Here is a 21,893-nt window from a genome sequence, read left to right as displayed (position 1 = left end):
GATTCGTCCGCTCGACTTGCATGTATTAGGCACGCCGCCAGCGTTCGTCCTGAGCCAGGATCAAACTCTCCATAGAAAGTTCATATCTCTAGCTTCTTTAACGCTTTTCGCTTCGTTCAGTTTTCAAGGAACATCAAAGCGGGTGATGGGAATCGAACCCACGACATCAGCTTGGAAGGCTGAGGTTTTACCACTAAACTACACCCGCACGTTAATTGAAATTTATATCGACATCAAGCACCACGAACAATCATGCCTCTTCCTCTACTAGCATAATCAAAGATGGTTAATGCGTCGAGGCAACTCGTAGCTTATTCAACGATGTGCCGCTCGTGGCTGAGGTTTTACCACTAAACTACACCCGCATGATCATAAATAAGATGGTCGGGAAGACAGGATTCGAACCTGCGACCCCATGGTCCCAAACCATGTGCTCTACCAAGCTGAGCTACTTCCCGTTCTCATTATAGTATAAACATGGCGCGCCCGAGAGGATTCGAACCCCTAACCTTCTGATCCGTAGTCAGATGCTCTATCCAATTGAGCTACGGGCGCATTTTTTAACGACCTTTTCAATATATCATATTTCACCATTCAAAGTCAAGCATTTTTAGATGCGGCCGAGAGGACTTGAACCTCCACGGGGTTGCCCCCACTAGGCCCTCAACCTAGCGCGTCTGCCATTCCGCCACGACCGCATATCACTAAAAAACCGACCGACTGGTGCGGGTGGAGGGACTTGAACCCCCACGCCAAAGGCGCCAGATCCTAAGTCTGGTGCGTCTGCCAATTCCGCCACACCCGCGTACATGGTGAGCCATGGAGGACTCGAACCTCCGACCCTCTGATTAAAAGTCAGATGCTCTACCTACTGAGCTAATGGCTCATCTCGAAAAAGAGTTTTTAAACAAAGTTTTTGACGTCCCGCTCTCAGTATGCTTAATCAAGTAGAAGCTCGAGCGGTACGCTGTTGCCTTTTCAAAGAAGCTAAATCAATCGTGCTCTACCTACTGAGCTAATGGCTCATCACACAAATGGCTGGGCTAGCTGGATTCGAACCAGCGCATCACGGAGTCAAAGTCCGTTGCCTTACCGCTTGGCTATAGCCCAACAAACACCCTTAAAAAGCTCAGTTCTTGAGTGGCGGTCCCGACGGGGATCGAACCCGCGATCTCCTGCGTGACAGGCAGGCATGTTAACCACTACACCACGGGACCAAAAGAGTGGAGGATGACGGGATCGAACCGCCGACCCCTTGCTTGTAAGGCAAGTGCTCTCCCAGCTGAGCTAATCCTCCGAAATAAAATGGAGTGGACAAAATGAGCACTCCAAAAGATGACCCGTACGGGATTCGAACCCGTGTTACCGCCGTGAAAGGGCGGTGTCTTAACCACTTGACCAACGGGCCATGTTTATTATTTTCGTGGCGGAGAAGGCGGGATTTGAACCCGCGCGCCGTAAAAAAACGACCTAACGGTTTAGCAAACCGTCCCCTTCAGCCACTTGGGTACTTCTCCAATGGCTCCGCAGGTAGGATTCGAACCTACGACCGCTCGGTTAACAGCCGAGTGCTCTACCACTGAGCTACTGCGGAATAAAAAGCAAGTGACTCATACTGCTTGACCGTGATTTCAATTAAACTTACTGCCTCTTCCTCTGCCCGTCTAATCAATGATGATCGATGCGTCGAGGCAACTCGTAGCTTAATCAACGAAGTATCGCTCGTCACTGAGCTACTGCGGAATAACTCAATCATTAGGACTGCTTATATTATATTTACTCTTTTTTGATCTGTCAACTGTCTTTTTTATTTTGTTTCTTCGTCGAATAACGACGGCTTTTATAATTTAGCACAGAAAGATTTAGCTTGTCAACACTCTCTTTTTATTTTTTTTAATTTCCCTCGACAAAAGCCACATACGTATCGAGTTGTATCCACTGCTTTTCTTCGCACATACATATAACGACATGATGTACATTTGTAATAATGTTCATTTCTTGTCTTCGATAATAAAACCGGCTTACAAAAACGGGGAGCTTGTACTTTTTGTAATAATTCGCGAAAATCACGATCACGATGGCGATACCCTTTTCCTTCAAGATGCAGATGATAATGACATAATTCGTGTTTAATGACCTGAATGAGCTCTTCTTTTCCATACTGCTCATAATATTTTCTATTTAGTTCGATATGATGTGTAGAAAGCACATATCGCCCACCGGTCGTTCGTAACCGATCATTGAATACCGCTCTATGACGAAATGGTTTATGAAATACATCCAACGATATCCGCTCAACAAGCGTCTGTAATTCACGCTCATCCATTTTACTTCCATCCTTTCACCATTGGGCTCTTTTACTCATAACATAATAAAAAATAATTTGAAGGTGATCATTATGCCAATGTGGTTAAAAAATCAAATGCGACGTGCATACTATGAAAAAAATCGCGCACAAATTAAACTTCTTAATCAATGTTGGTTTTTTTATCAGAAAACACACTGCTCATGACAGTGTGTTTTCCAATGTTGGCGGAATCATTGTTAAAGCGATGCGCTCTTTTTGTAAATCGACCGAGTCGACCCATACTTTAACAATATCACCTACTGAAACGACATCAAGTGGATGTTTCACATAACGATTACTTAATTTCGAAATATGAACAAGTCCATCTTGCTTCACACCAATATCTATAAATACACCAAAATCGACAACGTTTCGTACCGTCCCCTCTAACTCCATTCCTTTTTTCAAATCTTCCATCTTTAACACATGTTGCTTTAAAATCGGCTTCGGCAAATCATCACGAGGATCGCGCTCTGGACGCTTCAGCGCATCGATAATATCTTGAAGTGTCAATATTCCGATATTCAGTTCTTGTGCTACTTGTTCGATGTTAATCCCTTCAAGTGCAACTCGCAACTGTTCGCTTCCGATCGCTTCTGTCGAAAAACCGAGACGACGAAGCAATTGATGCACTTCCTCATACCGTTCAGGGTGAATTGGTGTGCGATCTAACGGCTCATCTCCGTCTAAAATACGCAAAAAACCGATACATTGTTCATACGTTTTAGCCCCAAGGCGCGGTATACATTTTAATTGCATGCGATTAGTAAACTTCCCATGCTCTTCGCGATATTTGACTATATTTTCAGCCACAGTCTTCGTTAGACCAGATACATATTGCAATAACGTTGGGGAAGCGGTATTGACGTTTACACCCACTTGGTTCACGACTGTTTCAACAACAAACTGCAACGACTGTTCTAGCTTTTTTTGTGACACGTCATGTTGATATTGACCGACCCCAACAGACTTTGGATCAATTTTTACTAATTCGGCAAGTGGATCTTGCACGCGCCGGGCAATCGAGACCGCGCTTCTCTCTTCGACTTGCAAATGTGGAAACTCTTTGCGTGCTAAATCTGATGCAGAATATACACTTGCCCCCGCTTCATTGACAATCAAATAAAACACGTTTCCTTCCCACTCTGCAATTGTATCAGCGATAAACTGCTCCGTTTCTCGCGATGCCGTTCCGTTGCCGATGGCAATTAACTCCACTTGATACGTATGAAGTAATTGCTTTAATTTTTCTTTTGATTTTTCCACCTCATTTTTCGGCGGATGTGGGTAAATGACATCAATATGAAGTACTTTTCCGGTTTCATCGACAACAGCTAACTTACATCCTGTACGATACGCTGGATCTATCCCTAAAACAACTTTCCCTTTTAATGGTGGTTGCAACAATAAATTGCGCAAGTTTTCAGCGAAAATGTGAATTGCCCGTTCTTCCGCGCGTTCTGTCAACTCATTTCGCACATCCCGTTCAATCGATGGGGCAATTAAACGTTTATATGCATCTTCAATCGCTTCAGCTACAATGTCAACCGCCGGCGATTGCTCATTTATTATGACTTGTTTACGAATGTACTCAATCATTCGGTTCCCGTCTACGTCAATGGCAATACGTAAAATTCCTTCTTTTTCACCCCGATTCATCGCTAAAACACGATGAGCAGGTGCTTTAGCGATCGGTTCCTGATGATCGTAATACATTTCAAATACACGCTTTTCGTCTTTTTCTATTTCTTTTCCAAAAGAAACAATCGTACCCATTCGCCACGTTTGCTCACGAATCCATTGACGAAGCGTGGCATCATCTGACACTTTTTCAGCGATAATATCTTTTGCACCTTGAATGACTTCTTCAACTGTATGTACTTCTTTTTGTGTATCAATAAACAGTTGCGCTCGTTCTGTCACCGACTCATTTGGAAAAGTTAACAACCATTCCGCAAAAGGTTCTAACCCTTTTTCTTTTGCGATTGTTGCTTTTGTTCGGCGTTTTTGTTTATATGGGCGATATAAATCTTCCACTTCTTGTAATTTCTTTGCTCTCGTAATCGCTTCTTTCAGTTCGTCCGTTAACTTTCCTTGCTCATCAATTAGGCGAACGACTTCTTCTTTTCGCTTCTCTAAGTTTTGCAAGTAATTCCACTCATCTAAAATGGTTCGAATTTGTACTTCATCGAGCGCACCAGTCATTTCTTTTCGGTAGCGAGCAATAAACGGAATTGTATTTCCTTCCTCATGAAGTTGAATGACTTGTTGCACATGCACAAATGGAATGTTTAATTTCGTAGCCAATTGCTTTAGTAGTTCCAAAGAAAATGCCTCCCCTAAACAAAAATAGCTACGCAATGTAGCTATTTTTCCAGCATATTAAAAATCAATAAGACCAAGACTAATTTGCAGCGCTTCATCTACTTTATCCATCATCTCGTCATCTAGATGGGTAATCTTATCTGTCAGACGTTGTTTATCAATCGTCCGAATTTGTTCAAGCAAAATGACAGAGTCCCGTTCAAATCCGTAGCGCTTTGCATCGATTTCAACATGTGTAGGCAACTTCGCTTTTTGGATTTGCGCAGTAATGGCAGCAACAATGACGGTTGGACTGAAACGGTTCCCGATGTCATTTTGAATAACAAGCACAGGGCGCACGCCCCCTTGCTCTGATCCAACTACTGGAGAGAGATCGGCAAAATACACGTCACCACGTTTGACAATCAAAAGATTACCCCCCGCTAACTAAGCGTTCAACGGTGTGGTCAGCTTCATATTCCGCAAGAAAAGCTTCCGACGCAAGCGACAAATTAATTTTCGCCATCTCCATATATCCACGTCTCATCGCTTCTCGAATTTGACGTTTTTTCCGCTCACGAATGTACATTTTCATCGCTTGATAAATAAGTTCATTTCGGTTGCCATTTTCTTGCTTCACAATGCCATCTAATTCGCTCACTAACGCCTGCGGTAACCGAATAACAATTTCTGTTGTTGCGCTGGATTCAGACACAAACACACACCTCCAACTAAACTACAACCACATAGTCGCTCCCAATTTACATCATACCATTTCATCTTCGCGATGCAAAGTCATTTCCAGCATCATTCGCCCATTTTTTGTAGAAATTTTTCGAAAACGATCATTCTCGTTGCACCCATCTACTATAATACCGCATTTCTCACTTCAATTATACTCTTGTTTTTTAAAAAAATACGGGGGACGCGATAACTAATTGTACAAGGAATTTCATAATTAATCGTATTTACATGCGCGGCAACGTCATCAATAGAAATACGGTCTCCTTGTTGTTCACCAATGAGCGTTACTTTTGTGCCAACTGGAAGCTCATAAGGTAAACGAATCATCATTTGATCCATACAAACCCGTCCGACAATTGGGGCACGTTTTCCATCAACAAGAACTGAAAAGTGTTGCATGCGACGCAACCAACCGTCTGCGTAGCCGATTGGAACGGTACCAATCCACTCATCTGCTTCCGCCTCATATGTCGCCCCATAACTGATTTTTTCCCCTGCCTTCACCTTTTTTACATGGGTTAAACGACTATGGAGCGAAAATGCTTCTTTTAACGGATACGGTAAAAACGACTTCATTTCTTGTGACGGTGTCAATCCATACATAGAAATACCAAAACGAACTGCATTAAATACGCGATCAGGATAGCGTAGTGCCGCTGCGCTATTGGCACAATGGATGAGCGGCGGCTTAACTGGCAACCACTCTAGCATGTGTAGAAACGTATCATATTGAAACGAAAAATAGTCTATATTTTGTTCATCTGCTGTCGCAAAATGTGTGTATACCCCTTCAAACACGAAACATGGATGCTGTTCGATGGCGTGTACCATTTGTTGCACTTCTTCTTTTGTTTTCGCTCCTAATCGTCCCATCCCCGTATCTAGCTTCATATGAACGTTCAACGGTTGTTCATATGGCGCATACATCACCGCTTGCTCCAACCAATCCGCTCGAAAAATGGTTAACGCAATATTTTGGCTAGCCGCTAACGGCGCATATGAAGGGTTTGTCGCCCCAAGTACGATAATTGGGACGGCTAAAGGGATCCCTTTTTTTCTTAGTGCGAGCGCTTCGTCCAAAAAGGCGACGGCTAAACGTGTGGCACCTGCTTCAAGCGCTGTTTTCGCTACTTGAATATCTCCGTGTCCATAAGCGTTTGCTTTTACAACAGCAATGACATCGACATGAGTGCCGACGTGTTGTTTCATTGATTGCACATTATAAAAAATTGCATCTAAATCAATTTCTGCCCATGTATCGCGATAAAATGCTCGATCCATCCTTCAAAGCCCCTTCAACAATATATTCACGTTTGATTATTTCTTTTGTCCTTGCATCATGTCAACAAAAAAATAAAGACCCGCCACGCGAGTCTTACTTCATCACCTTACCTTGCACCGAACGTGCAATCGCAACCATCTCATCTTCCGTTAAATCTTGTGAAGCAAGAATAAAATCAACACCTTTATACGTCCACGTCAATGTGCCGTTTGCCATCGCTCCAACGGCAAATCCTAAATCAACAGGCTCACCCTTAACCGTTGTCGATACGTTTGCCGTCGGCACAGCATGGGCTCTTTCTTGTACAAGCGTAAACGATTTTTCCCCAGAAAATGTCATAACAATTCGTTTCCCGTTTGCTGTTGTAAATTCTTTTTCTTCGACAAGTTTCACACCGTCGAGTTCATATGTCGGATACATAACTGGCACTGCTTGTTGATTAGCTTCTTTTGTCACTTCTTGTTCATTTTCCAACTTCGCTCTCGTCATATTTTTACTTACATCAAAAGCGTTATCGTCAAACGCAGCATTCCATTCTACTTTTGAAAATTCCACAGTCAACATCGGTTGTGAGTCAATGTCCATGACGGTCACTTTCACTGGCGTTAAATCTTTTTTATTTAATGTGATCTCTTGTTTTGGTAGCATTTTTTTGTTTTCATAATTTGTTTTTGTCTGGAATACGTAATGGTTTTTTGTTGCTTTAAAATCTGCTTTCGAGTCAGCTAAAATGTCTTTTACGAGCGATTCATACAAATACACTTGACTTGCGTTTTGCGGCCAGTCGCTTTGAAAACGAAAACTTTTATTTAGTGCAGGCGTCAATACAAATACTCCTTCGTCGTTACGCAAAATCATTTGATGTTGATCACGCTGGGCATTTTTCAAGTTCACACGATAGTAATTTGGGGACTTATGCCAAATTTCGATTTCATACACTTGTGGCTCCGTCCCTGTCTGAAGCGTCATTTTTGCTTCGGCTTTGTACCCAGACATCGTTTGTACTTTCTCATCGAGCGCTTTTAACACATCTTGTTGCGACTTTTCTCCGCAAGCGGCCAGACTGCCTACAACGAAAAGAAGTAGGCACCAAAAAAGCCATGTTCGTCTCATTTTTTCAACCCCTTTACCTCATTTGGACTTCCTTCATAAGCCATCATATGAGGTCAAACGGGAGAATATGCAGACTAGCTTGACAAGCGTTCAATAATTACTTGGGCCACCGCATAATGTTCGCTATGTGAAATGGAAACGTGCACACGTTCATCTGGAGAAGAAGAAACAATATACGGTTTGCCATTTTCGTCATTTTTTATTTCAATATCATGAAAAGAAACATGGGCACCAATCCCCGTCCCTAACGCTTTCGCGTACGCCTCTTTTGCCGCAAATCGCCCTGCCACAAATTCAATTTTTCGCTTTGCTGATCGGTCATGAAGACAATTACGTTCATTGTCTGTTAAAACACGTTCAATCAATTTCGGCTGTCGGTTTATTAGCTCTGCAATGCGATTTAATTCGACAATATCAATACCAATGCCGATAATCATCTCGTATCCCTCCAAATAAAGAAAAAGAAGCTATCTGTTCAGACAGCTTCTATCGTTTTGTGCGCGTTTTCGATCCACGGCCTCGCGTCTCGTTTCGACGTTGGCGCGTTTGTACTTGCCGCTTCTTCTCTTTTTTCATAATTGGCGGTTCTTCTGTCAACTGCACCGGCGTCATATCCGGTTCTTTTGTTAACATTTTAATACACGCGGCAACAAGCGAAACAGAGTCGTGTTCTTCCAACAATTCTTCTGCGGCGCGTTTATAAAACGATAAATTGTTATGCTCGATCGTCTCAAGCAATTTTTCAATTGCTGCTCGTTGTTGACCTTCAAGCGCCTCATCTAACGTTGGTGGTTTCATCCGTTCCATTTTTCGTTTCGTCGTTTTTTCAATGTGGTGCAACTGTCCGATTTCACGTGGAGTAACAAGCGTAATCGCCATTCCTGTCTTACCAGCACGCCCTGTCCGACCGATACGATGAACATAGCTTTCTGGGTCTTGTGGAATGTCGAAATTGTACACGTGTGTGACACCAGAAATATCTAAACCACGTGCAGCTACGTCTGTCGCCACTAAAATATCAATAGAACCTTCTTTAAACTTACGCAATACGGATAAACGCTTTGCCTGGCTTAAATCACCATGAATCCCCTCTGCCGTATAGCCACGCAAATTGAGAGCTTCTGCTAGCTCATCGACACGGCGCTTCGTTCTTCCGAAAACGATCGCTAATTCAGGGGATTGAATATCTAATAAGCGAGTTAACGTATCAAACTTTTTCTTCTCTTGAATTTCAATGTAATATTGTTCAATGTTTGGAACGGTCATTTCTTTTGCTTTTACGCGAACGAGCTCTGGATTGTTCATAAATCGTTCAGCAATACGACGAATCGGTTCAGGCATCGTCGCTGAGAAAAGAAGTGTTTGACGCTCTGTTGGCACATGGCTTAAAATTGCTTCAATGTCTTCAACGAAGCCCATGTTCAACATTTCATCCGCCTCGTCTAATACGACCGTATGCACATTTTGTAAACGGAGCGTACGACGTTGAATGTGATCAAGCACCCGTCCCGGTGTACCGACAATAATATGTGGATGTTTTTTTAATGCGCGAATTTGACGTTCAATATCTTGTCCTCCATAAATCGGCAAAACACGCACACGCTTCGTTGAACCAATTTTATATAGCTCTTCGGATACTTGAATCGCTAATTCTCGCGTCGGCGCAACAACGATTGCTTGCACCGCATCGTTGTTCATATCAATTTTTTCAATAAGCGGGATACCAAACGCTGCCGTTTTTCCTGTTCCTGTTTGCGCTTGACCAATGACATCACGATTTTGCAAACTAAGCGGAATCGTTGCCGCTTGAATTGGCGTTGCCTCTTCGAATCCCATTTTACTAACTGCTTTCATCAACTCTGGACTTAATCCAAATTCTTTAAATGTAACCAATGTTTTCATACTCCTTCTTCAAATAACTTACGAAAAAAGGCATTCCCGTATAGACGGAAGTGCCTTGTTGAAATTCATTCCGTAAACAGCTCTCGTTCATCATACCATTTTATGCATATGTTTTCAACAAATTGAACGCTTCTTTTTATTTATTTAACAAAGAAATGATTTCCTCTAGTCTCATCCCCCGAGATGCCTTTAGTAAAATGATGTCACCTGCTTCTATCATTTTTTGCACATCCGCTGCTAGCTTCGCCTTATCGTCATAAGAACGAACATGCCCTTTGCTAAATCGCTTGCTCGCTTGCTCAGCAATTGCCTTTGCACGCTCACCGTATGTCAACACATAATCTATTTTTTGCGGATCGATCATCTCGCCAATTTGTTCATGAAAAGTAATTTCTTGTTCACCTAATTCAAGCATGTCGCCAACAATGGCTATTTTTTTACGATATCCAGTCAATTGTCCAAGCAATTCAAGCGCAGCGCGCATCGATGTCGGACTGGCGTTATATGCATCGTTAATAATTGTTACCCCGTCAGGACGCTTTATGACTTCTGTACGCATTTTTGTTACAGATAAACGTAAAAAACCTTCTTTCATATGAGCCACATCAACAGAAGCGAAACGTGCAACCGCAATCGCTGCTAGCGCATTCATCACATGGTGCCGACCAAGAAGAGGCATATGAAACGTTTCGTCTGGCCAACAATTTACCGTAAACGCTGTTCCATCCGCTTGAACACGAATGTCTAGGGGATAATAATCGTTTGTTCGTTCCACTCCAAACGTTTGAACATGCGAAAGATTAGCGTTTTCCACACGTGTTTGCAACAGCGGTTCATCCCCGTGATAAATAAACAACCCATTACGTTGTAGCCCTTTCACGATTTCAAACTTCGCTGTTGCAATTCCTTCACGTGAACCGAGCTCTTGTAAATGCGATTCACCAATGTTTGTAATCACTGCAATGTCAGGCTCTGCGAGGGTAGAAAGTAACTCAATTTCTCCAAAGCCGCTCATCCCCATTTCAACGACGGCATACTCTGTTTCTTCTTTTAAACGAAGCAATGTCAGTGGCACACCGATATGATTGTTTAAATTCCCTTCTGTCTTTTGCACACGATATACTGTCCCAAGCAGTGATGCAATCATATCTTTCGTTGTCGTTTTTCCGTTGCTTCCAGTCACCCCGATAATACGTGTACGAAGTTGTTTTCGATACGCATGGGCCAGCTGTTGCAATGCAACGAGTGAATCTTCAACAAAAATGAGCGGCACATCTGTCGGGGCGTTCGGCTCATGTTTGCTCCATAGTGCAGCGACTGCTCCTTTGTCAAACGCCTCCTTCACAAACTGATGGCCGTTAAATGTCGCTCCCTTTAGCGGAACGTACAAATTTCCGGGCTCAATTGTACGCGTATCTGTAGACACCCCTCGAATTTCGACGGAAGCATATCGATCATTCATTGTACTTTCTGGAATCATCATTTGAACATCAGCTAGTGAACGTGTAATCATATGATCACCTTAAAATACGTACGTAATGTTTTGTTTTTCTTCATATCGCTCGATCGCCAGTTGAATGAGACGTTCAATTAACTGTTCATACGATACACCTGTATGCTTCCATAGAAGCGGGAACATGCTGAATGGCGTAAAGCCCGGCATCGTATTGACTTCGTTAATATACGCCTCTCCATTTGCTGTCAAGAAAAAGTCAGCGCGGACTAATCCAGCTAAATCGAGCACTTTAAAAGCGGTAAGTGCCATTTGTTTTATCGTTTCATATTCTTGATCCGTAATGTTTGCTGGGATGACTAACTCTGTGTTTCCATCAACATATTTTGCTTCGTAATCGTAAAATTCTTTTTTCGGCACAATTTCCCCAACAATCGAACAAATCGGCTCGTCGTTTCCGATCACGCCAATTTCCACTTCCCGACCAATAATCGCTTCCTCCACGATGACTTTTCGATCGTAACGAAACGCCTCTTGAAAAGCTATTTGCAATTGTTCACGATTTTTACATTTACTTATTCCTACACTTGAACCTGCGTTAGCTGGCTTAACAAAACACGGATAGCCAAGCTCACGTTCTACCGTTTCATATACGTTTTCTTTATGTTTTTCCCATTCTTTTTTCAAGAAAAAGACGTAATGCGCTTGTTTTAGCCCTGCTTGCGCAAACAGTTGTTTCATCACAACTTTATCCATACCGACAGCTGATGCTAACACGCCGTTCCCAACGTACGGTACGTTTAATAATTCTAACATTCCTTGTACCGTTCCATCTTCCCCATTCGGCCCGTGTAAAAGAGGGAAAATAACATCAATGCCGTTTGCAATAGACGCGAGCGCTGGTAAACCTTGTTGAAAAGCGAGCTGGTTGACATCTTTCACTTCCCCTTCAATCGCCTCCCCACGCAACCATTCCCCATCTGTCGTAATGTAAATCGGAACAACTGTAAACTTTTCTTTATTTACCGCATTAATGACAGAGCGTGCCGTTTGTAACGATACTTTATGTTCAGGCGATTTGCCGCCGTATAATACGCCTAATGTGATTTTCATGTTCGTTCCTCCTCAACTGTTCATTCACTTCATTTATTGTAGCACAACTACTTTTTTATTTATATGGCGAAACGAGCCTAGATGGTGACAATGCATATCATTTCCCAACTTGGAAACGATAAAAAATACAAAGAGATAAAAGGTGTGTGCTTATGAATACAGTACAAATGTTATTCATCTTAATGTTATCAATTGGACTGATGAATCACGTCATCATCATTCCGGTGTTGCTTGAAATTGCCGGACGTGATGCATGGATTTCAACCATCATCGGACTTATATTACTCGTCATATTTCTCCCTGTTATTTATTTCCCTATAAAACAATCGCAACAAACACATATCTTTCAATGGCTAAAAGAAAATATAGGGGCACCAATCGCCTATTTTATCGCTTCTGTCACATGCTTATATTTACTTATCATTAGCATTGTGACATTAAAGGATACGACAACGTTCACAACAACATCGTACTTAACAGCTACACCAAACTGGGCAATTGTCGTTACACTTTGCATCATTTGTTTTTATAACGCGTCGATTGGGTTGCCATCGATCGCGAAAACATCAGGCATTCTTTTACCTTTCGTCGTATTGTTCGGCATTTTTGTTGCTTTAGCGACGACCCCACACAAAAATTATGAGCTGTTAAAGCCAATGCTTGAGAACGGATGGGAACCGGTGTGGAAAGGAGTGATGTATGTCGCTGCTGGCTATGGAGAAATTGTTCTTTTATTATTCATGCAACAACAAATGAAAACGAACATTTCTTTTATGAAACTCGTTTTGTTTGGAGTTGTAGCTGCCAGCTTATCACTCGGACCGACAATCGGGGCTATTACGGAATTTGGACCGACAGAAGCGAGCCATTTACGTTATCCAGCCTTTGAACAATGGCGAATGGTGAACTTAGGAACATATTTAGAACATTTTGATTTTTTATCAGTTTATCAATGGCTAGCAGGGGCGTTTATTCGTATTTCACTTGCGACAGCGCTCATTCCAGAGCTATTTGATATTACAAATAAAACATCGCGACGATGGATTTTACTATTCGTATATACCGTTATTTTCTTTGCCGCCATGACGCCGATGAGCGATGATACGTTTTTTCATATGTTAAAAAAATGGCTGTTACCGATTTCGTTTTTCTTCATTTGTTTTCTTGCGACGTTATTGTTCGTCCTAGCATTAGCAATACGTATAAAAGAAAGGAGAGCATCCGCATGACTGCCGAAATCATCGTCGATGAACGAACGTTAAAAGAACATTTTGCGCAATGTAAAGACGTCGTATTAATGCCCGCCACGATTTATTCAGAGGAACGAAAGCCGCTATCGCTTATTTTCATTTATTGTGAAGAATTATGTGACACAAAGTTACTGAAACAATTTGTTTTTCCAACCATTACGCGTATGGGGCAACAATATCCGCTATATTCAGTCACAGACATTGAAAAATATAAACAAATGCCGCTTCATTTAATCGGCAAATCTGTTTCTGCCCAACAGCTCGATTTTATCGTTTTTAACGGAGATTTAGTCATTTATTTCGTGGAAGCGGGTGCAATGTATTCTATTTCTCTTGCCAATCCACCAAACCGAAACCCAGAAGAACCAAATACAGAAGTGTCGATTCGTGGACCGAAGGACGGTTTTATTGAAGAAGTGGCGAAAAACGTGGCGCTCATACGAAAACGTTTAAAAACGAGCAGTTTGCATGTCGAACAAGTATTAATCGGGAAACGAAGCCGAACGAAAGTCGATATTTTATATATTCAAGATATTATTAATCATGAGACAGTTGCTGAATTAAAGCGGCGATTAAGCACAATCAACATTGATGCCTTAACAGGAACAAATCAGTTAGAAGAATTGTTAAGCGAAAAATATGTTTCTTTATTTCCTGTTTTCGCTTACTCTGGTCGTCCTGATTTTGTTGTCAATGCGCTATTGAACGGACGATTTGCTGTCTTTATCGACGGATCACCGACCGCATTAATCGGCCCGACCAATTTAACATTTTTGTTAAATACATCGGAAGACAATAGCACATCATTTGTGTTCGTTACGTTTCAGCGAATCATTCGGCTCATTGGCGTCAGCGTCGCCGTTTTTTTACCAGGGCTTTGGGTCGCAATTGTAACATATCATCAAGACCAACTACCGTTTACGTTGCTAGCCACCATCACACTTGCAAGACAAGGGGTACCGCTCCCTGCTCCGCTTGAAGCGTTTATTATGGTTAGTTTATTTGAAATTTTTAAAGAAGCAGGCATGCGGCTCCCGATTGCCATTGGACAAACGTTATCAGTCGTTGGTGGTTTAATTATCGGGCAAGCAGCGATAAACGCAGGGCTTGCAGCCCCTGGCACACTCGTCGTTATCGCAACATCTGTTATTGCGACGTTTACGCTCGTCAATCAATCACTTGCTGGAACAGTGTCCATTCTACGTTTTATCGTCCTTGCCGCTTCAGCGATGCTTGGACTTTTCGGTTTTATTACATCCATGTTCTTTCTTCTCGTTTATACGGCAAATTTAACATCGTTTGGCGTTCCGTATTTAGCACCGCTTTCCCCAGCGACAGGAGATATATGGAAAGTAGTGATTACGAGCGGATGGAAAAAATTTAAAATGCGTCCAAAAATGTTAAAGACGAATGATAATACACCAGGTGACGAAGCATGACAAGGCTAATCATTTGTTGTTTTTGTTTATTTTTAGCGGGGTGTTGGGGGATGAAAGAAATTGATCATCTTGCGTATATTCATGCGATCGGTGTGGACTATAAAGACGGGCAGGTCGTCGCTTATGCTCAACTTATTAGTTTTACAGGACTTGCGAAAGTCGAAGCGGGCGGTGGAAGACAAAAATCAACGGTTACGATCGGAAAAGCAACAGGAGAGACGTTTAACGTGGCAACCGACCGGTTGTATCAAGCGATTCAACAAGGTGTATCATGGGGACATGTGAAAGGAATCGTCTTTACAGAACGGGCGCTCAAAAAAGGGCTTGTCCGCGATGTGATCGATGTGCTTGATCGTTACAATGAAATTCGTCATACGATTTGGGCATTCGCCACGAAACAACCGATCGAACTCATTTTTGAAACAACACCGTTTTTAGACTATTCACCATATTTTTCACTGCTCGCTAACCCGACAGATATTTACGAACAAAGTTCATTTATTCAACCGAAACGGCTCAATCAACTCGTTGCCGCTTCCAACGAAAAAGCGGTCGTTTTCCCTCTCCCTTCCTTTACAGTTGAGGAGAAAAGTTGGACGGAAAATAAAAAGAAGAAACCGATGTTAAAAATGGATGGTGTCTGTTTTTTACATCGCTACAACAAACAAGCATGTGTCCCACGCCATAAACTCGATGGTTTACGATGGGTGACGAAAGGCACGGGGCGAACACCGATTTACATTCATCCAAATGGTAAAATGATCGGTACGCTCGTTGTACGTGGACCAAAGGCAAGCATATCGTACAAAATAAAAAATGGTCGCCCTTTGTTTACCGTTCATGTGCAAGCTACGGGAAGCATTATTGAACTGCGCGAGCACATGTCTGAGAAACAAATTATTGAATACGCCTCAAAAACGGTCGAAAAAGAGATAAAAAGCTTATTCGAGCTCGGTGTAAAAAAACAGATTGATACTTTGCAACTATCGAACGCCTTGTATCGTCAAAATGTGAAGGACTGGAAGAAATATACGACAAACGGATTAATTTCACTCACAAAGGATACACTAGAGAAAATTAACGTGGAATTAAGCATTGACACATACGGAAAATCGAAGAAATAAAAGCGATGAGCCAGCCTCATCGCTTTTTTATCGCATATATATTCGCTTCGATCCACTCGCTAAGCACATCTTGTGCCGTTTTTTCACGTTCGAGTGAATAGCGCTCGATACGCTTTTCTAATTCGTTCATTTCCTCCTCATTCATTAATACACGCATCAATTGTTGGTCATACGGTTCATTGTCATGAAGAAGATAAATAAGTCCTTTTTTTCTTAAATAGTGCAAATTCATTTGTTCTTGACCAGGCAAATATGAAAGTGTGAAAGCAGGTAGCTGTTTCGCTAGCACTTCGCTCATCGTGACACCACCTGGTTTTGTCACAACTGCATCGACTTCATCGTACAATTCATTCATTTTCGCTGGGTCGGAAATGTACCGATATGGACGAATGCGCGGATTGTTCCAACTTTTTAATTCATGATATAACGCTTCATTTTTGCCACATAGTACGTCATACGTCAGTTGTGTATGGGTAGCGTTCATTAAAAATTGTTTCATTTTCCCTAACCCTTGATTGCCACCCGCCACTAAAATACGTTTATTTTTTCGTCGCTTTCTTTTTTGTACAGGTACGATATGCTCATGAATCGGAATGCCTGTCACAATGACGCGATGATGTTCGATGCGAAATGTTGTGCATATGGACTGTTTTGCTTCTTTATGGGGAACGAAGTGATAATCAATCGCTGTTTTTCCCCAAATACCGCTTAAAAAGAAATCAGTATATACGTTTACAACAGGAACGGTTATGATTCTTTTTTGTTTCAACCTTTGCAAAACGTGAGAAGGAAATGAATGCGTGCACACAACGAGATCGGGCTTTTTTTCTTGAAGGAGACGTTTCATCTTCTTTTCAAAATAAAGTAACCATGGCTCCATCGTCGGTTGTTCAAACTTTTTCATCCATCGTCGATACATCCATTCATACGAATGTGGTGATAGTGAAATCCAGCGGAGGTAAAAATCAGCTACTCTCTTTTCCATTTGTTCATTGCAATAACTAAGAAAATCAAGTTTTTCGCAAGAGACGTTGGGAAAACGATGGTATAATGAATAGATGAGTGCATCGGCCACTTGATGATGACCAGATGGCATTTGAAACAAAGGTAGTACGAGAATGTTCATCATTATGCGAACTCCCTTTTATTTTTGTTTTCTACTTTTTACATATAAAGCAACAAAAAATAAACTAAAAAATAATACCGTGAGCCATGGTAATACATGAAGCGGAATATGAATACGCTCCCCAAGAAACTTGCCTACAAATATAAATAAACAAACCCAGAACGCCGCTCCGAGAAACGACAAAAAGAGAAATGGAAAAAACGGAAAACGAACAACTCCAGCCATATACGGAGATAATTGACGAATACCGGGAACAAAATAGCCAAAAGGAATAACTAAAAAAGCACGTTTTCGAAAGTGACGATACACATAACGATAACGACGACGATGGAAACCAATAAAATGTCCATATTTAAACAATAGCGGGGATCCAAATGTATAGCCAGCAATATAGGCGACAACCATGCCAACAGTTGCGCCAGAAATCGCGAAAAATAAACTTTTTAATAAATGTAATTGGTCGTGTGAAATAAAAATGCCAATGAAAAACAGAAGCGACTCTTCCGGCGCAGGAATACCAACAATGCCGAAAAATAAAGAAAGAAATAACACAATATAACCGTGAGATTGAATATATGTTAACACGCTGTTCGCTTCCAATTTCCCATTCCCCTTTACTCCTCATTGAGGTTTACCCATTTTACATTCACATGTTGAAATAGCCGTTCTAGCGCTTGTAGCATATTTGCGGGCGCATGTTCATCAGCTCCAAATGTTGAACCACTATCATGCAACACGATGATCGCTCCATCTTCTATACTGTTCCTTAATCGTTCATAAAGGCGATCTACACCTAATGTAGCATTCCAATCACCAAGAATATATGTCCACATCACGATTTTATACTTTTTTTGCATGAACAACGTCCATATGTTTATATGTCCCCATGGCGGGCGGTAGTATACAGGGGGGACACCTGTGATCTGTTCGATGATACGTGCTGATCGTTCAAGCTCCCATTGTGTGAAAAACGGAGGAAGAAGCCAATTGCTCGTATGATAATAATGGTGTAAACCGATCGTATGTCCCTCTTCTTTCATTCTTTTAATAAGATGTGGATATTTTTTTGCTTTCCATCCAACAACAAAAAACGTCGCTTTTACGTCGTATTTTTTTAATACATCAAGAAGTTGCGGTGTATATATCGGATCAGGCCCATCGTCAAACGTTAACGCTACACCGCTTTTTACTTTTTTTTGTACACGGAACGAAAAAAAACGGAGGAACGATGTCGGCAATATACTATAAATAAAAAATAGTGCAATCAACCATATGTACGTCAAATGTCAAACCCCTTTCTTGATTATACAAAAAGAAGCCGTGCGAGTGAAATTTCTCGTTTCTATCAACAACGCTCGTCTTACATTTTTCTCATTCGACAAAAATGTTGTCGATTTCCGGGGAAATTTCCCGAAAAAAAAAGGCGATGTCACAATCCATCGCCCTCATTGTACCATATGTGTTGACAGCTACACAGGGTAAACCCCATGTTTTCGTTCAGAAAATACAACATATTTCGACATGTATGCATCTAAACGATGAATAAGCTCGGAACGTAACTCATTTGGTGCAATAATACCATCGACAACCATCTCGGCAGCGAGGCGATAAATATCGATGTCTTTTCGATATTCTTCACGTTTTTGTTCAATAAATGCAGCGCGTTCTTCTTCTGGCAGTTCAGCAATTTTATTGGCATACACCGCATTCACGGCGGCTTCCGGTCCCATGACGGCAATTTGTGCATGTGGGAAAGCTAAACAACAATCTGGTTCAAATGCTGGACCTGCCATCGCATATAATCCTGCTCCGTATGCTTTTCGTACAATAATTGATATTTTCGGGACGGTCGCTTCTGACATCGCCGAAATCATTTTTGCACCGTGGCGAATAATGCCCGCACGCTCGACTTTCGTCCCGATCATAAAACCGGGGATGTCCGCTAAAAAGATGAGCGGAATATGAAACGCATCGCAAAGTGTAATAAATTTCGCCGCTTTATCTGCGGAATCGTGGAATAATACGCCGCCTTTCATGCGAGGCTGATTCGCAATAATTCCAATCGGTTGTCCGTTTATACGGGCAAGACCTGTAATTAACTCAGGCGCAAATAATTTTTTGATTTCACAAAATGAGTCTTCATCAATGACACGATCAATTAAATCATACATATTGAACGGTGCATTTTGGTTTTGTGGAATAATCTCTTCAATCGTTTTCTGAAACGATTTCGGTTCTTTCGGCTCAGCCACTGGCGGTTTTTCACTGAAATTCGGTGGAAAGTACGATAAATATTTGCGAGCAAACGCAATTGCCTCTTCTTCCGTTTTCACAAGCACGTCACCGCAACCTGAAACCGAGCAATGCATGCGCGCACCGCCCATCTCTTCAAGTGTCACTTTCTCACCAATCACCATTTCAGCCATGCGCGGTGAACCGAGATACATCGACGCGTTTCCTTCGACCATAATAACGATATCACAAAACGCAGGGATGTATGCACCGCCTGCTGCTGATGGTCCGAACAATAAACAAATTTGCGGCACTTTGCCAGACAGTTTCACTTGATTATAAAAAATGCGTCCCGCCCCACGACGTCCGGGGAACATTTCAATTTGGTCTGTAATGCGAGCACCTGCCGAATCAACCAGGTATAAAATCGGGCAACGTAATTTATCTGCTGTTTCTTGAATGCGAATAATTTTTTCTACTGTTCTTGCTCCCCATGACCCTGCCTTGACGGTCGAATCATTTGCCATGACGCATACCGTTTGCCCGTTAATTTTCCCGACCCCTGTCACGACACCATCTGCCGGCAGTCCGTCCGCTAAACAGTTTGCAAAAAATGCATCTTCAAACTGCAAACCATCATCAAATAACAGTTTCAAGCGATCGCGCACAAACAATTTTCCTTGCTCAGCATTTTTTTCATGGTATTTGCGCGCTCCCCCTTGCTCAATTTGTTTTCGTTTTTGTTGTAGTTGTTCAACGAGCGATAATTGTTCGTTTGAAATCATATCTTACTCCCCTTTGTACACCGGTTTTCGTTTTTCTTTAAACGCTTGCAATCCTTCTCGTCGGTCGTTTGTATGAATTGTTCGTTCATATGCCATTTGTTCAATAACAAGCCCTGTCTGTATATCGACTTGCATTCCATGATTAATCGATGCTTTTGCTTGTGCAACGGCAATCGGAGCGTTATTGGCGATCGTAGTGGCTATCACAAACGCTTCTTCTAACAATTGTTCAGTAGAAACGACGCGCTCGACTAAACCAATTCGCGCCGCTTCCTGAGCAGAAATACGTTTTGCCGTATAAATCATCTCCTTAGCCCGACCAATGCCGATTAGTCGCGGAAGGCGTTGCGTTCCACCGGCACCAGGGATAATCCCAAGCGATGTCTCAGTCAATCCCATCACCGCATGTTCAGCAGCAATACGAATGTCACATGCGAGCGCCAATTCGAGACCACCACCAAACGCCCCTCCGTTTAATGCACAAATGACCGGCTGAGGCAGTTGCTCGAATCCGTTAATCGTCTCCCGAATAAGCGCAACTGTCTGACGCACTTGAGTTTCGCTCATTTTTGTCCGTTCTTTTAAATCTGCTCCCGCACAAAATGTTTTTTGTCCTGCTCCTGTGACAATGACAGCACGTACGTTGCGATTCAACTTCAGTTCCGCTTGAATGCGTTGCAATTCGTTTAACATTTTTATGGACAGAGCGTTTGCGGCATCTGGTCGATTTAGCGTAACAACCGCCACACCCGCATCAATTGTGGAATAAAGGACGGCTTCCATCATCATGCATTCCCCCTTACAACGTGTGAATGGTGGCTCGTAAGCGGACGGCCAATTTTTTCTTCAATCCATTGCGCTGCTTTCGTTAACGGCTCAAGTTGAACACCACAGTCGATACCCATTTGAGTAAGCATATACACTAAGTCGTCTGTCGCTAAATTGCCAGATGCCCCCGGGGCATATGGGCAACCACCGAGCCCACCAAGCGAGCTATCAAAAATGGTCATCCCCATTTGTAAGGAAGCAAACACATTCGCAAGCGCCATGCCGTACGTATTATGAAAATGAAGCGCCATCTTTTCCACTGGAAACTGCTTCAATAGTCGTTCTAACGTTCGCTGGACTTGGATCGGGTTAGCGACACCGATCGTATCCCCAAGCGACAGCTCATCAATGCCCAGTTCAAACAGTCGATCAGAAATAGCAATAATGCGCTCGATGCTCACTTTCCCTTCATATGGACAACCGAAAACCGTTGATACGTAGCCACGCACCGTTTTGTTTGCTCGCTTCGCTTCATCAATGACTTCTTTTAACACCGGATACGTTTCTTCAATCGACTTATTAATATTTTTTCGATTGTGCGTTTCACTTGCCGACATAAATACAGCCACTTCATCCATATTGGCTGCTAAAGCACCTTCTAATCCTTTTCTGTTTGGGACAAGTGCAGCATATGTCACTCCTTCTACTCGCTCAATGCGAGAAGCAACTTCATACGCATCGGCAAGCTGAGGAATCCATTTTGGATGAACAAACGATGTCACCTCAATATATGACAATCCTGTTTTTGATAGCTGATTAATCCACGCAATTTTATCTTCCGTTTGAATAAAGAGCGGTTCATTTTGTAATCCATCACGTGGACCGACTTCTTTCACCTTCACGCGCATACA

21 protein-coding genes, 12 tRNA genes and 1 rRNA gene are annotated in these 21,893 nt (G+C 42.2%); 4 read left to right on the top strand and 30 right to left on the bottom strand.

Annotated elements, in window-relative coordinates; genetic code table 11:
• From HNR43_RS12130 to HNR43_RS12060, 15 genes are all read right to left on the bottom strand, one after another.
• Positions 1-76 (bottom strand): 16S ribosomal RNA (locus tag HNR43_RS12130); the annotation flags it as partial.
• A gap of 61 nt (positions 77-137) precedes the next feature.
• A tRNA-Gly gene (locus HNR43_RS12125) sits at positions 138-208 on the bottom strand.
• 173 nt (positions 209-381) lie between these two features.
• Positions 382-458, bottom strand: a tRNA-Pro gene (locus tag HNR43_RS12120).
• 20 nt (positions 459-478) lie between these two features.
• Positions 479-555, bottom strand: a tRNA-Arg gene (locus tag HNR43_RS12115).
• Positions 556-615: 60 nt separating this feature from the next.
• Positions 616-698 (bottom strand) — tRNA-Leu (locus HNR43_RS12110).
• A 23-nt stretch (positions 699-721) separates the two neighbouring features.
• Positions 722-805, bottom strand: a tRNA-Leu gene (locus HNR43_RS12105).
• A 5-nt stretch (positions 806-810) separates the two neighbouring features.
• A tRNA-Lys gene (locus HNR43_RS12100) sits at positions 811-886 on the bottom strand.
• Positions 887-1,035: 149 nt separating this feature from the next.
• Positions 1,036-1,110 (bottom strand) — tRNA-Gln (locus HNR43_RS12095).
• A gap of 31 nt (positions 1,111-1,141) precedes the next feature.
• Positions 1,142-1,217 (bottom strand) — tRNA-Asp (locus HNR43_RS12090).
• Between the two features lie 7 nt (positions 1,218-1,224).
• Positions 1,225-1,297 (bottom strand) — tRNA-Val (locus tag HNR43_RS12085).
• 39 nt (positions 1,298-1,336) lie between these two features.
• Positions 1,337-1,408: transfer RNA gene (locus HNR43_RS12080), tRNA-Glu, on the bottom strand.
• A gap of 16 nt (positions 1,409-1,424) precedes the next feature.
• Positions 1,425-1,517 (bottom strand) — tRNA-Ser (locus HNR43_RS12075).
• 2 nt (positions 1,518-1,519) lie between these two features.
• Positions 1,520-1,594 (bottom strand) — tRNA-Asn (locus HNR43_RS12070).
• The gene (locus tag HNR43_RS12065) at positions 1,574-1,711 is read right to left on the bottom strand and encodes a hypothetical protein (protein ID WP_183244188.1); all 138 of its coding nucleotides are present in this window, start codon (positions 1,709-1,711) and stop codon (positions 1,574-1,576) included. Before HNR43_RS12065 ends, HNR43_RS12070 begins: the two co-directional genes overlap by 21 nt.
• A gap of 159 nt (positions 1,712-1,870) precedes the next feature.
• A complete protein-coding gene (locus HNR43_RS12060) occupies positions 1,871-2,326 on the bottom strand; it encodes a SprT family protein (RefSeq protein WP_183244187.1) in 456 nt (151 codons plus the stop codon).
• 72 nt (positions 2,327-2,398) lie between these two features.
• Here HNR43_RS12060 and cmpA point away from each other — a divergent pair, with 72 nt between their 5' ends.
• A complete protein-coding gene (gene cmpA, locus HNR43_RS12055; RefSeq protein WP_183244185.1) occupies positions 2,399-2,512 on the top strand; it encodes a cortex morphogenetic protein CmpA in 114 nt (37 codons plus the stop codon).
• Here the strand turns inward: cmpA and HNR43_RS12050 are convergent.
• The 9 genes from HNR43_RS12050 to HNR43_RS12010 form a co-directional block, all read right to left on the bottom strand.
• Positions 2,507-4,672: a Tex family protein gene (locus tag HNR43_RS12050; RefSeq protein ID WP_246346319.1), complete on the bottom strand. Its 2,166-nt coding sequence runs from the start codon at positions 4,670-4,672 to the stop codon at positions 2,507-2,509. The genes cmpA and HNR43_RS12050 overlap by 6 nt on opposite strands.
• 57 nt (positions 4,673-4,729) lie before the next feature.
• Positions 4,730-5,080 (bottom strand): type II toxin-antitoxin system endoribonuclease NdoA, encoded by a 351-nt coding sequence (gene ndoA / locus HNR43_RS12045; protein WP_003253417.1) that lies wholly within the window; start codon positions 5,078-5,080, stop codon positions 4,730-4,732.
• A gap of 4 nt (positions 5,081-5,084) precedes the next feature.
• Entirely contained in the window at positions 5,085-5,366 is a 282-nt protein-coding gene (locus HNR43_RS12040; RefSeq protein WP_055441975.1) for a CopG family ribbon-helix-helix protein, read from the bottom strand.
• A gap of 152 nt (positions 5,367-5,518) precedes the next feature.
• Entirely contained in the window at positions 5,519-6,676 is a 1,158-nt protein-coding gene (gene alr / locus HNR43_RS12035; protein ID WP_183244181.1) for an alanine racemase, read from the bottom strand.
• 94 nt (positions 6,677-6,770) lie between these two features.
• Positions 6,771-7,790: a LolA family protein gene (locus HNR43_RS12030; RefSeq protein WP_183244179.1), complete on the bottom strand. Its 1,020-nt coding sequence runs from the start codon at positions 7,788-7,790 to the stop codon at positions 6,771-6,773.
• Positions 7,791-7,864: 74 nt separating this feature from the next.
• Positions 7,865-8,227 carry a holo-ACP synthase gene (gene acpS / locus HNR43_RS12025; RefSeq protein ID WP_183244177.1) on the bottom strand — a complete coding sequence of 121 codons (363 nt, stop codon included), beginning with the start codon at positions 8,225-8,227 and terminating at the stop codon, positions 7,865-7,867.
• Positions 8,228-8,276: 49 nt separating this feature from the next.
• Positions 8,277-9,683, bottom strand: a complete 1,407-nt coding sequence (gene cshA / locus HNR43_RS12020) for a degradosome RNA helicase CshA (protein ID WP_246346321.1) — start codon at positions 9,681-9,683, stop codon at positions 8,277-8,279.
• 145 nt (positions 9,684-9,828) lie between these two features.
• The gene (locus tag HNR43_RS12015; RefSeq protein ID WP_183244173.1) at positions 9,829-11,205 is read right to left on the bottom strand and encodes a UDP-N-acetylmuramoyl-tripeptide--D-alanyl-D-alanine ligase; all 1,377 of its coding nucleotides are present in this window, start codon (positions 11,203-11,205) and stop codon (positions 9,829-9,831) included.
• A 9-nt stretch (positions 11,206-11,214) separates the two neighbouring features.
• A complete protein-coding gene (locus tag HNR43_RS12010) occupies positions 11,215-12,258 on the bottom strand; it encodes a D-alanine--D-alanine ligase (RefSeq protein ID WP_183244171.1) in 1,044 nt (347 codons plus the stop codon).
• Between the two features lie 152 nt (positions 12,259-12,410).
• Here HNR43_RS12010 and HNR43_RS12005 point away from each other — a divergent pair, with 152 nt between their 5' ends.
• From HNR43_RS12005 to HNR43_RS11995, 3 genes are read left to right on the top strand one after another with little or no spacing between them, the layout of a single operon-like run.
• Positions 12,411-13,487 (top strand): GerAB/ArcD/ProY family transporter, encoded by a 1,077-nt coding sequence (locus HNR43_RS12005; RefSeq protein WP_183244169.1) that lies wholly within the window; start codon positions 12,411-12,413, stop codon positions 13,485-13,487.
• Positions 13,484-14,947: a spore germination protein gene (locus HNR43_RS12000; RefSeq protein WP_183244166.1), complete on the top strand. Its 1,464-nt coding sequence runs from the start codon at positions 13,484-13,486 to the stop codon at positions 14,945-14,947. Before HNR43_RS12005 ends, HNR43_RS12000 begins: the two co-directional genes overlap by 4 nt.
• Positions 14,944-16,071, top strand: coding sequence for a Ger(x)C family spore germination protein (locus tag HNR43_RS11995; RefSeq protein ID WP_183244164.1), 1,128 nt, complete (start codon positions 14,944-14,946; stop codon positions 16,069-16,071). Before HNR43_RS12000 ends, HNR43_RS11995 begins: the two co-directional genes overlap by 4 nt.
• Before the next feature lie 16 nt (positions 16,072-16,087).
• Here HNR43_RS11995 and HNR43_RS11990 read toward each other — a convergent pair whose 3' ends face one another.
• The 6 genes from HNR43_RS11990 to HNR43_RS11965 form a co-directional block, all read right to left on the bottom strand.
• Positions 16,088-17,200 (bottom strand): MGDG synthase family glycosyltransferase, encoded by a 1,113-nt coding sequence (locus HNR43_RS11990; RefSeq protein WP_183244162.1) that lies wholly within the window; start codon positions 17,198-17,200, stop codon positions 16,088-16,090.
• 15 nt (positions 17,201-17,215) lie between these two features.
• The gene (locus HNR43_RS11985; protein ID WP_183244160.1) at positions 17,216-17,797 is read right to left on the bottom strand and encodes a DedA family protein; all 582 of its coding nucleotides are present in this window, start codon (positions 17,795-17,797) and stop codon (positions 17,216-17,218) included.
• A 14-nt stretch (positions 17,798-17,811) separates the two neighbouring features.
• Entirely contained in the window at positions 17,812-18,480 is a 669-nt protein-coding gene (locus tag HNR43_RS11980; RefSeq protein WP_183244158.1) for a polysaccharide deacetylase family protein, read from the bottom strand.
• Positions 18,481-18,666: 186 nt separating this feature from the next.
• Positions 18,667-20,214: an acyl-CoA carboxylase subunit beta gene (locus tag HNR43_RS11975; protein ID WP_183244156.1), complete on the bottom strand. Its 1,548-nt coding sequence runs from the start codon at positions 20,212-20,214 to the stop codon at positions 18,667-18,669.
• 3 nt (positions 20,215-20,217) lie between these two features.
• Entirely contained in the window at positions 20,218-21,000 is a 783-nt protein-coding gene (locus HNR43_RS11970; protein ID WP_183244154.1) for an enoyl-CoA hydratase, read from the bottom strand.
• The gene (locus tag HNR43_RS11965; RefSeq protein ID WP_183244152.1) at positions 21,000-21,890 is read right to left on the bottom strand and encodes a hydroxymethylglutaryl-CoA lyase; all 891 of its coding nucleotides are present in this window, start codon (positions 21,888-21,890) and stop codon (positions 21,000-21,002) included. The genes HNR43_RS11970 and HNR43_RS11965 overlap by 1 nt, the downstream gene beginning before the upstream one ends.
• Positions 21,891-21,893: the final 3 nt, after the last annotated feature.

This window comes from Anoxybacillus mongoliensis (genome assembly GCF_014201515.1).
Lineage (GTDB): Bacteria > Bacillota > Bacilli > Bacillales > Anoxybacillaceae > Anoxybacillus > Anoxybacillus mongoliensis.
Note: the sequence above shows the minus strand (reverse complement) of the source record. Positions and strands in the feature narration are given on the sequence as shown.